The following is a 10748-nucleotide window of genomic DNA, read 5'->3' as shown; positions in this document are numbered from 1 at the left end:
CGTCAGCTTAACGAAACCGAAGAGGTCTCTTAGCCGCACCGCTTGCTTTGGTTTGCGAGCGCTCGTTAGAGTGGCCCCAATCTGAGATTGGAGGCCGCTATGACGATTGAAACGTGGTTGCTGTACGTCGCGACCGTTCTTGCCTTGATGAGTACGCCGGGTCCAAGCCAGTTATTGATGCTGTCAAACAGCAGCACGCATGGATTTCGCAGGTCTCTGGCGACCGCTGCCGGGGATATGACCGCGAATATGTTGCAGATGTTGGCCGCTGGTCTGGGCCTTGCCGTTGTGATTGCCGCCTCGGCGACGGCGTTGACGGCCATCAAATGGGTGGGCGTGATCTATCTGATCTGGCTTGGTGCGCGGATGATCCTGCGGGCCAAACCTTTGGATCCGGGTGTCGCAGGGTCGCGCACGTCCGTGTCGCTGAAAGCTCTTTGGATGCAGGGCTTTATAACCTCTGCCGCCAACCCCAAAGCCGTCGTGTTTTTTGCTGCGTTGTTTCCGCAGTTCATTTCCGCAGAGGCCGCGTTCTGGCCGCAGTTCTTGATCCTGTCGATCACCTATCTGACGCTTGATGGCCTGTTTCTAAGCGCCTATGGCCTCGCGGCAAGTTGGTTGGCTGCACGGGTCAAAGGACATGCCAAGGTTTGGATCGACCGGATCGGCGGCGGCTTTATGATCGGTGCGGCGGTGTTGCTGGGGGGCAAATCACTCACGGACCACTAGCATCCGCTGTGGTCAAAACAAATGCGCCCGCACCAGATAAAGGTGCGGGCGCTTTTCTGTTTAGCTTATGCAATCGCCTTATTCAGCGGCGCGCAGCGTGCCTTTGGGGGATGCCTGAACAGGCTCTACAGGCGCAGGGTCATCTTCCCAAAGGATCTCTGGTGCGCGGAACTTTTTCGCCTCGCGACGCAGGGCCCAGTCACGTGCCACGCGGCTAGAGCGTCCGCGTGTCAGGCGAGCGATTAGGCGGAAGAACCACGCCACATAAGTCGTTGTCCAGACACGCAGTGCCAGCATGGAAGGTGTGAACACCAGCGTAAGAACCGTCGCAATGCCAAGTCCAAAGACCACCGCTGTCGCCAGCTGTTTCCACCAAAGCGCGGTTGGGCTGTCGATGGAATAGCCACCGTTCACGAAGTCCAGGCTGAGGCCGAACATCATCGGGGCAAGGCCCGCCATCGTTGTGATGGTGGTCAACATAACCGGACGCAGACGATCTTGCGCGGTGCGCACGATCGCTTCGATGCGGGGCATGTACTGGCTGTATTCTTGATAGGTATCGATCAGAACAATGTTGTTGTTCACCACGATCCCCGCCAAGGCCACGATGCCTGTACCCGTCATAATGATCGAGAAGGCCTGGTTCATCACCAGCATACCGATCAGAACGCCGGTCGTGGACAGGATGACCGCCAGCAGAACCAACACAGAGTTATAGAAGCTGTTGAACTGCGCCAGCAGAATGATGAACATCAGCCCAAGCGCGCCCAAGAAAGCGTTGCCCAAGAAAGCCTGACTTTCGGCTTCGTCTTCCTGATCGCCCGTCCATTCCCACTCGATACCGCTTGGGAAGGGCGAAGTTTCAAGCCATGTGGTGATCCGTGTGATCTGCTCCGCCGGCGTCAACGGCGCAGAGGTGAATCCTTGGTCTGTTAGATCCGCCTGCAACGCACTGTCTGCATCCCAGTCGGCGGTCGCGATGACACGCACTTCGCCTTTTGTTTCATTCTGCAGCAAGGTCTGCGCGGCTGTCACGCCTGCCTTGATGTCAAAATAACGGGTCTGGTCCACACGGTTGATTTCCGCCAGTTTGGGCACCGGCTGACGCGTGATGAAATTAGACAGAGGCACAAGCCCGCCTTGCGTACGAACCTTAAGCGTATCCAAGGTGCTGAGAACGCGATCCTCTTCGGGCAGACGCACTCGGATTTCGCTTTCCTCGTCTGATCCGTCCTGCGTGTAGGTGTCCAGCAGGATGCCACGGGTCACAAGTTGCACCATCGCACCCACAGTGGCCACGTCCGCGCCATAACGGCCTGCACGTTCGACGTCTACGTCGATCTCCCAGTCAATGCCGGGCAGGGGCAGGGTGTCTTCGATCAAAGCCAGACCTTCGGTGGCATCAAACTGCGCCCGCGCCAAAGCGGTGGCCGCCAGCAGGTCTTCCCAGTTGTCGCCTTTGATACGCAGATGCACAGGCTTTGCCGAAGCAGGACCACGCGACGCTGCCAGGATTTCCACCTGGGCGCCGGGGATGGTTTCCAGCTCTGCCATCAACTCGTCGATGATCGTGTCGCCGTCGAATTCCAGCGCTTTCACCTGTTGGTTCACGGTGTAGTCGATGAAGGGAATGGTAAACCAAGGCTCTTGGTTTTCAGGGCGGTCTTCCCACGGGATGGTTTCAAACTGAATTTGGCCAACCGTGTCACCCGGAGGCTGCGCGCCGCCCGTGTTGTTGTCCAGCCCGCCTTCGCCTGCAAAGGCAAATGCGGTTTGTACACCCGGGTGCCGGATCACGATTTCTTCGGCCTGTTTGACCAGATCGTCCTTCTGTTCCAGCGACAGGTTCCCGCGCGCTTTGACATAGACGATCGCCATTTCCGGCTCGGATTCCACAAAGAACTCAACGCCTTTGTTGTTGGCGCCAAAATAGGTGAACACCGAGACAACAAAGAAGCCAACCGCAACGATCGACACAATCGGCATGATCGGGTTGCCCGCGATCAATTTGATCAGCCAGCCAAATGGCGACAGGCGACGGCCTGCGCGCACACGGCGTTGGCGACGTGTGATCAAAACCGCATCGACTGTGATCGAGCCAGCAAAGGCACCAGCCAGGAACAACACAAAGCCAAAGAGCAAGCCGACCATATCAGGGAAGGGGGCTTGGCCTCCGAACAGATACCCTGGGTTCAGAATGGTCATCGCCCCGGCAAACACAAGCATCAGAGAGGGTGGCACCAAGAGCGCCCGCACGATCCAAGGCGTGCGGCGACGCAGCGCTGTGGACGCCGCGGTAAAGCTGCGGCTTAGTCGGCCAGACACACCGCCCATGACCGGCAGGTACACCAGTGCAACGACCAGCGAAGCGGACAGAACGAAGATCAGCGTGACAGGCAACATCCCCATGAACTGACCCGGGACACCCGGCCAGAACAGCATCGGCAAGAAGGCACAGAGCGTCGTCGCTGTCGAGGACACAATCGGCCAGAACATGCGTTTTGCGGCTTCGGTATAGGCGTGCATTGGGCCGACGCCGGCCTTGATGCGTTTGTCGGCGTATTCCACAACCACGATTGCGCCATCCACCAACATGCCGACGGCCAAGATCAGGCCGAACATTACGATGTTTGACACGGTCACGCCCATGAGCGCGAGCAATACGAAACACAAAAGGAAGGATGTTGGGATCGCGAAACCAACCAACAAAGCGGCGCGTGTTCCCAAAGCTGCGAGGACCACGATCATAACGAGCGCAATCGCCGTCATCACAGAGCCCTCAAGCTGGCTGACCATCGAGCCGACGATGCGGCTTTGGTCGTTGGATGTGCCCAGCTCGACCGAGGCTTTCAACCCATCGGGCCAGTCTGCAGAGGCCTCTTCTACGGCCAGTTTCACTTCTTCTGCGGTGCCGATCAGGTTAAAGCCGCGGCGTTTAACCACCTGAAGCGCAACGGTGTTCACGCCGTTAAAGCGCGCTGTGCCGAGGCGGTCTTCGAATGTCAGTTTGATGTCTGCCAGATCGCCGAGTGTTACGATCCGGTCGCCGTTGGTTTTTACCGGAAGGCCATAGACGTCGCGCGCATCGCTAAACGAAGAGGGGATCTTGACAGCAAAGGTGCCTTGCGAGGTTTCCACTTCGCCCGCGGCGATCAATTGGTTGTTGTTGCGCACCACATTGATCAGCTCGGAGGCAGTCACGTTATAAGCCTCAAGACGCAGCGGATCGATCAGAACCTCGAGCATTTCGTCGCGTTTGCCCGCAATGCCCGCTTCAAGCACCGCATCCATGCCTTCGAGCATTTCCTGCAAGTCTTGGGCGACGCGGGACATCGTGCGTTCAGGCACCTGACCTGTCAGGTTCACGATGATGATCGGGAATTCCGAAAAGTTGATCTCATTGACGGAATAGTTTTCAGCGCCATCAGGGAACTGGCCCTGAGCTTTCTGCATGGCGTCGCGCACGTCAGCCATGATCTTGGTTTTGTCCCAGCCAAACTCGAATTCCAAACCAATCCCGGCATAGCCTTCGGCGGCCGTCGCGCTCATTTCCTTGAGCCCGTCCAGATCCGCAAGTTCGGTCTCCATCGGTTTGACCAACAGGGTTTCTGCGTCGCTCGCCGAAATGCCGGGGAAGGGAACAGATACAAAGAGAGCCGGAATTTCAATGTCCGGCTCACCCTCTTTCGGCAGCGTCAGATAGGCAAAGCTGCCTGCTGCGAGGGATAGAATGATAAAGGCAATGACCATTCGGGCGCGCGAGGCGGCCCAGTCTACGATCCCAGTCATTCGTTGGTCTCCTGATAGCTCGCCTCCACGGGAACGCCCGGGATGACGTATTCTTGGCCGATGACAATGACGTTTGCCTCTTGCGGCAGACCGGCCAGCCAAACACCGTCGATGGTGTCACGCAGCATCGTTACAGAGACGAAGTCCGCGCGTTTGTCTTCGGTCACGATGCGCACGCCCAAAGAGCCTTCGTCGTTCAGTGTGAGAACAGACTGAGGCAGCAAATGGGCTGATTTACCATCAGACGCGATGATGATTTCAACGGTTTGCCCGTCGCGGATCGCGAGGTCAGCGTTGTTCACGGTGATTTCCACACGGAACGTCCGCGTTGTTTCATCCGCCGCGCGGGACAGGAAGGTTACTTCGCCAACCACCTGGCTGCCGTCGGTCAAACGCGCGCCAGCGCGGGCGCCAAGGTGCACGCGGTTGACTTCGGTTTCCGGCACAAAGCCGACCAGCTTAACTGGATCCAATTGAATGATCGTTGCGCAATGGGCGCCACTTGGGCTGTTCGCGCTCAGCAACTCGCCGATTTCGGCGGTGTCGGTCTCAAGCAGGCCACCAAAGGGGGCAAAAACTTTCAAACGGTCGATTTCTTTCTGCGCGGCAGCCACGCCAGCCTCGGCAGATTCGATGCTGGCCTGCGCGCTTTCCAGACCGGATAGAGCGGAGGACACGCCTGCTTCGGCGGCCCGTACAGCGGCCTGAGTGGCCGCGACGCGGGTTTCGGATGCAAAGCCATCTTCAGACAGGCGTTCAGCAGCGTTGCCATTGATGCGAGCTTCTTCAAGGGCTGCGCGGGCCTGTTCGACCACCGCTTGTGCAGCAGGGGCGGCGGCCTTGGCGGATGCCAGGCGCGCTTGCGCTTCGGCCAGTGACGCCAGGCGCGTGCCAGGATCGATTTCACACAGCAATTGACCTGCCTCAACCAACGCGCCTTTGCGCAGAGGTTCTGACACAACCAGACCTGAGGTCTCGGCCATGACGTCAAGCTGACGCGTTGCTTCGGTTTCCCCGCGCAGCACCACTGCACTGTCGATCAGCCGTGCAGACGACTGGATCGCAACGACGCGCACAACGTCTTGAGGCGATTCTATTGTTTCGGTGGGTTCCGAAGTTTCCACGATTTCAGGAGGACTGTCTTCTCCGCCAGAGGCGAAATCCAGCAATTGCTCGCGCTGGATTACAAAGAAAAACAAAAATGCTGTGACGATGACAGCGATGATGACTGGAATTGGTTTCATTTTCCTTGCCTTAAGTTTGGCATGATGTGACTTGCAGATAGCGTTAAGGACTCTGATTGCAATGGAGCAATCAGAATTTTTTGAACTGACCAGTTTAGTTTACTTTTCTCTGCGAACCGTTGCAATAGCAGCATAGTTTTGCCGTCAACACTTGGCCTTTGGTGTGTCAAAGGCTATGAGAGGGAAAATCTTTTAGGGGTAAGGTCCGTGAGCGATACCGATAGCTTTATTGATGAAGTCACCGAAGAGGTGCGTCGCGACGCATTGTTCGCGCAATTCCGCAGGTATGGCTGGATCGCCGTGGTCGCTGTTGTTGCCATTGTCGGTGGTGCAAGCTGGAATGAATTGCAGAAATCTCAGCAACGCAGTGCCGCGCAAGCCACTGGAGATGCTTTACTTTCTGCGTTGGATGGAGCGGATGCGGCTGCACGCGCGACCGCGTTGCAGACGGCTGACCTGCAATCGGGCGAAGCCGACATCGTTCGTCAGTTGCTGCTGAGTGCGGCACAATTGGAATCTGGTGATGCTGCTGCGGCGGCTGCAACCTTGAACGGCGCTGCAACAAGCGACGTTGATGCGATCTACAAAGACCTCGCGGCCTTTAAAGCGGTGCTGGCGCAATCCAGCGACATGTCCGCACAGGACCGCCGTATCGCGTTTGAAACCCTCGCCTCTGCGGGTCGCCCTTTGGCGCTTTATGCCTCAGAACAAATCGCTTTGCTGGAAATTGAGGCAGGAAACATAGATGTTGCGGTCACGCGACTGCAAACCATCTCGCTGGATGCAGGGGCATCTGCGGGCTTGCGTCAACGCGCAACTCAGTTGATTGTGGCGCTTGGGGGCGAACCAGAAGATTTGCCGACAGCGACAGAAGGTCAGTAAGATCAAGACGAACGCTCGGCGGGAGGGACATCGTATGAGACTAGGGACTGTGCTCCTGGCAGCTGTGAGCGGGTTGGTTTTGACGGCCTGCGCACAACGCGAAGTTCTGTTGACCGGCGAACGGGAAAGCATTCGCGGTGACGCAATTGCAGTTGAGCTGCCCTCTGAAAGCAAAGCGATCAAGTTGCCGGGCGTGACCCGCAACGCAAGCTGGACCCACCGGCACGGCACGCCACGCTATCGCACGACCCATCCGGCCTTGGCGGCCAACCCGTCTTTGGTCTGGGCGGCTGATATCGGCGCTGGCGAGGGCCGCCGCGCGCGTATCTCGACCGACCCAGTTATGGCCAATGGGCGTGTCTTTACGGTTGATGCGGAATCAAACCTTGTTGCCACATCGACATCCGGCGCGCGTATCTGGTCGCGCAGCCTGACCCCAGCAGGGGACGACGCACGCGACGCCTCGGGCGGTGGCTTGGCGATTTCTGACGGGGTGCTTTATGTCACAACGGGCTTTGGTCGACTTCTGGCGGTAAATGCCTCGGACGGTGCTGTTCAGTGGGAACAACGTCTGGGCGCAACCGGCAACGGCGCGCCTGTAGTCTTTGGCAATCTGATTTACTTTGTGGCCGGCGACGATGTGGCCTGGGCCGTGAACAAATCCAATGGCCGGATTGAATGGAAACTGACCTCGACACCTTCGGTCAACAACCTTCAGGTGCCCTCGGCCCCCGCGTTGTCTGATCGCTTTGCGGTGTTTGCCTTTGGTTCAGGCGAAGTTCAGACAGCTTTCCGTCGCGGCGGTGTTCGGTTCTGGGATGCTGGCATTCAAGGTCAGCGTGTTGGACGGGCGCTCTCCACAATCGGTGATATCACAGGTGATCCTGTGATCGTCGGCTCTACGATCTATGTCGCAAACCACTCCGGGCGGATCGCGGCGCTGGATCTGGAGACCGGCGAGCGGAAATGGACCACCGCAGAGGGCGCAATCGGCCCCGTGTGGCCAGTCGGCGGCGCGTTGTTTTTTGTCAATGAACAGAACCAGTTGGTGCGCCTGAATGCGTCTGATGGCTCGCATGTTTGGGTGAAATCCCTGCCTGACTTCATCAAGCCGCGTCCAAGACGCCAGGTCGCGCGCTATGCGCATTACGGCCCAGTGCTTGCGGGCGGACGCCTGTATGTGGCCTCGTCTGATGACACCCTGCGCGCCTTTGATCCTGCCTCTGGCGATGTGGTTTCAACAGCGGAAATTCCTAGCGGCGCTGCGTCCAGCCCAATCGTTGCGGACGGCACTTTGTATGTTGTCAGCAAAAAGGGCCAATTGTTGGCTTTCCGTTAAGCAAAATATGCTGTAAGGCCGCGTCTTCAGATTTCTGGAGAGTATTATGAGTTTCACACTCGCCATCGTGGGACGTCCGAATGTGGGCAAATCCACGCTGTTCAATCGCCTTGTGGGCAAGAAACTGGCACTGGTTGACGACCAGCCCGGCGTGACGCGCGATCTGCGTGAGGGTGAGGCGCGTCTGGGAGATCTGCGCTTTACGGTGATCGATACGGCCGGTCTTGAAGATGCCACTGACGACAGCCTTCAGGGGCGGATGCGACGGCTGACTGAACGCGCGGTGGATATGGCAGATGTGTGCCTGTTCATGATCGATGCGCGCGCCGGCGTGACGCCAACAGATATGATTTTCGCTGAAATCCTGCGCAAGAAGTCCGCGCACGTAATTCTGGCGGCAAACAAAGGCGAAGGGTCGGCGGCGGATGCCGGCGTGATCGAAGCCTATTCTCTGGGGCTGGGCGAACCCATTCGCCTGTCCGCCGAACACGGCGAGGGCATGAATGATCTTTTCGTGCACTTGCTGCCGGTTGAGGAGAAATTTGCGAAACTGGCAGAAGAGACTGCGCCAGAGACCGACATTGAGCTGGACGAAGATGCAAACGAGGGCGCGGTTCCGAAACCCACCCAAGACAAGCCTCTGCAAATTGCAGTCGTCGGTCGCCCGAATGCGGGAAAATCCACTCTTATCAACAAGATCATCGGCGAAGATCGTCTGCTGACCGGCCCCGAAGCGGGCATCACACGAGACGCGATTTCCCTGCGTACGCAGTGGAATGACACGCCGATGCGGATCTTTGACACGGCCGGCATGCGCAAAAAAGCCAAGGTGCAGGACAAGGTTGAAAAACTGTCCGTATCTGATGGTCTGCGCGCGGTGAAATTCGCCGAAGTCGTGGTGGTTCTGCTGGATGCCGCGATCCCGTTTGAACAACAGGACTTGCGCATTGCAGACTTGGCGGAACGCGAAGGTCGCGCCGTGGTTGTCGCGGTCAACAAATGGGATGTTGAGGACCAAAAGCAAGAAAAGCTGCGCGATCTGAAAGAGGCGTTCGGGCGTCTGTTGCCGCAGCTGCGTGGCGCGCCTTTGATTACGGTTTCTGCGAAAACCGGACGTGGGCTGGAACGTCTGCACGATGCGATCCTGCGCGCTTATGACGTCTGGAACCGCCGCGTTACGACGGCGCAGCTGAACCGCTGGCTGACTGGTATGCTCGAGCAGCACCCGCCGCCTGCGCCTCAAGGCAAGCGGATCAAGTTGCGGTATATGACACAGGCGAAATCCCGTCCTCCGGGGTTTGTGGTGATGTGTTCGCACCCTGATAAGATGCCTGACAGCTATTCTCGCTATCTGGTCAATGGGTTACGCGAAGATTTTGATATGCCGGGCACGCCGATCCGGCTGCATATGCGTGGGCAGGGGGACAAGAACCCCTACAAGGGCGCTCGCAAGAAAAAAGCGGGTGCGTTGAAGAAACACCTGACTCCTCGGTCGCAACGCGAAAAATAGCACGGAATGAGACTTAGCACGGAATCAAGGGCCGCAGGCCCGCCGTGCTCAGCGTCGGACCGGCCCCGTAGGCCGGCGCTGTTTCAACTTGAGTAGCCTATTCGAGCGTTTTTCGGGTTTTGCAGGATAAAGGGGCCAGCACATATGTTGCTGCGCCGCCCCCCAGTCCGCCGCTGAGCACGGCTTATCGCGCTAGGCCAGCACGCCGTCCGCAGTCAGCGTCAGCTTGCCACCCAGATATGGTGACAGAGCATCGGGCAGCTTAACAGAACCGTCTTCCTGTTGGCCGTTCTCCAGAACAGCAATCAGGCAACGCCCAACCGCCAGACCCGAGCCATTCAACGTGTGAAGGTACTCTGGCTTGCCACCGTCCGCAGGCTTAAAGCGCGCGTTCATGCGGCGCGCCTGAAAGTCGCCTGTGGTGGAAACCGAGGAAATCTCGCGATAGGTTTTTTGTCCTGGAATCCAGGCCTCGATGTCGTAGGTGCGGCGCGCACCAAAGCCCATGTCTCCGGTGCAGAGCACAACGGTGCGATAGGGAATTCCCAGCTTTTCCAGAATACCCTCAGCACAGCGCAACATGCGTTTTTGCTCGTTGTCCGAGTCGTCTGGATGCACCACCGAGACCATCTCGACCTTTTCAAACTGGTGCTGGCGCAGCATACCCGCCGTATCACGCCCTGCAGAGCCGGCCTCAGAGCGGAAACACAGCGTATGCGCGGTCATGCGGATCGGCAGGGCGCTTTCCTCAAGAACGTCGCCTGCAACCGTATAGGTCAGCGGCACCTCTGAGGTTGGCACCAGCCACCAGCCATTGGTGGTCTGATAGCTGTCTTCGCCAAATTTCAGCAATTTATCGGTGCCATACATCGCTTCATCACGCACCAGAACCGGAGAGTTCATCTCGGTCAGGCCGTTCTCATCCACCTGGGTGTCGATCATGAACTGCGCCAGCGCGCGGTGAATACGCGCCACGGCGCCTTTCAGCATCACAAAGCGCGCACCAGAAATCTTGGCGGCGACGTCAAAATCCATCGAGGCTGCGACGCCTGCAATGTCATAGTGCTCTTTGGCCGCAAACGGCAGTTCGACGGCATCGCCCCGGCGGTTGATTTCGACGTTGTAGTCCTCATCAGCCCCGTCTGGCACATCTTCCGCGGGAATATTGGCGATCCGCGCCAACGCATCGGTCAGCGTGGCGTCCAGCTCTTTGGCTTCGGCCTGCATCGCGGCGACTTCGGCTTTCTTTTCGGCC

The 10748-nt window shown here is 58.1% G+C and carries 7 protein-coding genes; 4 read left to right on the top strand and 3 right to left on the bottom strand.

The features are described 5' to 3' along the window. Positions 1–99 precede the first annotated feature (99 nt). The gene (locus ACEQWH_RS09185) at positions 100–729 is read left to right on the top strand and encodes a LysE family translocator (RefSeq protein WP_370230015.1); all 630 of its coding nucleotides are present in this window, start codon (positions 100–102) and stop codon (positions 727–729) included. Between the two features lie 78 nt (positions 730–807). Here the strand turns inward: ACEQWH_RS09185 and ACEQWH_RS09180 are convergent, their stop codons facing one another. Together ACEQWH_RS09180 and ACEQWH_RS09175 are read right to left on the bottom strand one after the other, a co-directional pair. Beyond that, positions 808–4518 carry an efflux RND transporter permease subunit gene (locus tag ACEQWH_RS09180; RefSeq protein WP_370230013.1) on the bottom strand — a complete coding sequence of 1237 codons (3711 nt, stop codon included), beginning with the start codon at positions 4516–4518 and terminating at the stop codon, positions 808–810. Next, a complete protein-coding gene (locus ACEQWH_RS09175) occupies positions 4515–5762 on the bottom strand; it encodes an efflux RND transporter periplasmic adaptor subunit (RefSeq protein ID WP_370230010.1) in 1248 nt (415 codons plus the stop codon). Before ACEQWH_RS09175 ends, ACEQWH_RS09180 begins: the two co-directional genes overlap by 4 nt. Before the next feature lie 207 nt (positions 5763–5969). On the opposite strand from ACEQWH_RS09175, the gene ACEQWH_RS09170 reads away from it, so the two are divergent. The 3 genes from ACEQWH_RS09170 to der are packed head-to-tail and all read left to right on the top strand — an operon-like array spanning position 5970 to position 9493. After that, positions 5970–6644: a tetratricopeptide repeat protein gene (locus tag ACEQWH_RS09170; protein WP_370230009.1), complete on the top strand. Its 675-nt coding sequence runs from the start codon at positions 5970–5972 to the stop codon at positions 6642–6644. A gap of 49 nt (positions 6645–6693) precedes the next feature. Further along, positions 6694–7983 (top strand): PQQ-binding-like beta-propeller repeat protein, encoded by a 1290-nt coding sequence (locus ACEQWH_RS09165; RefSeq protein ID WP_372521398.1) that lies wholly within the window; start codon positions 6694–6696, stop codon positions 7981–7983. A gap of 46 nt (positions 7984–8029) precedes the next feature. After that, positions 8030–9493 (top strand): ribosome biogenesis GTPase Der, encoded by a 1464-nt coding sequence (der, locus tag ACEQWH_RS09160; protein WP_370230004.1) that lies wholly within the window; start codon positions 8030–8032, stop codon positions 9491–9493. Positions 9494–9685: 192 nt separating this feature from the next. Here der and serS read toward each other — a convergent pair. Continuing rightward, on the bottom strand, positions 9686–10748 hold a 1063-nt coding region (gene serS, locus ACEQWH_RS09155; RefSeq protein ID WP_370230003.1), incomplete at its 5' end, for a serine--tRNA ligase.

Origin of the sequence: Cognatishimia sp., assembly GCF_964229375.1 — a bacterium.
Classification (GTDB): Bacteria; Pseudomonadota; Alphaproteobacteria; order Rhodobacterales; family Rhodobacteraceae; genus Cognatishimia.
Note: the sequence above shows the minus strand (reverse complement) of the source record. Positions and strands in the feature narration are given on the sequence as shown.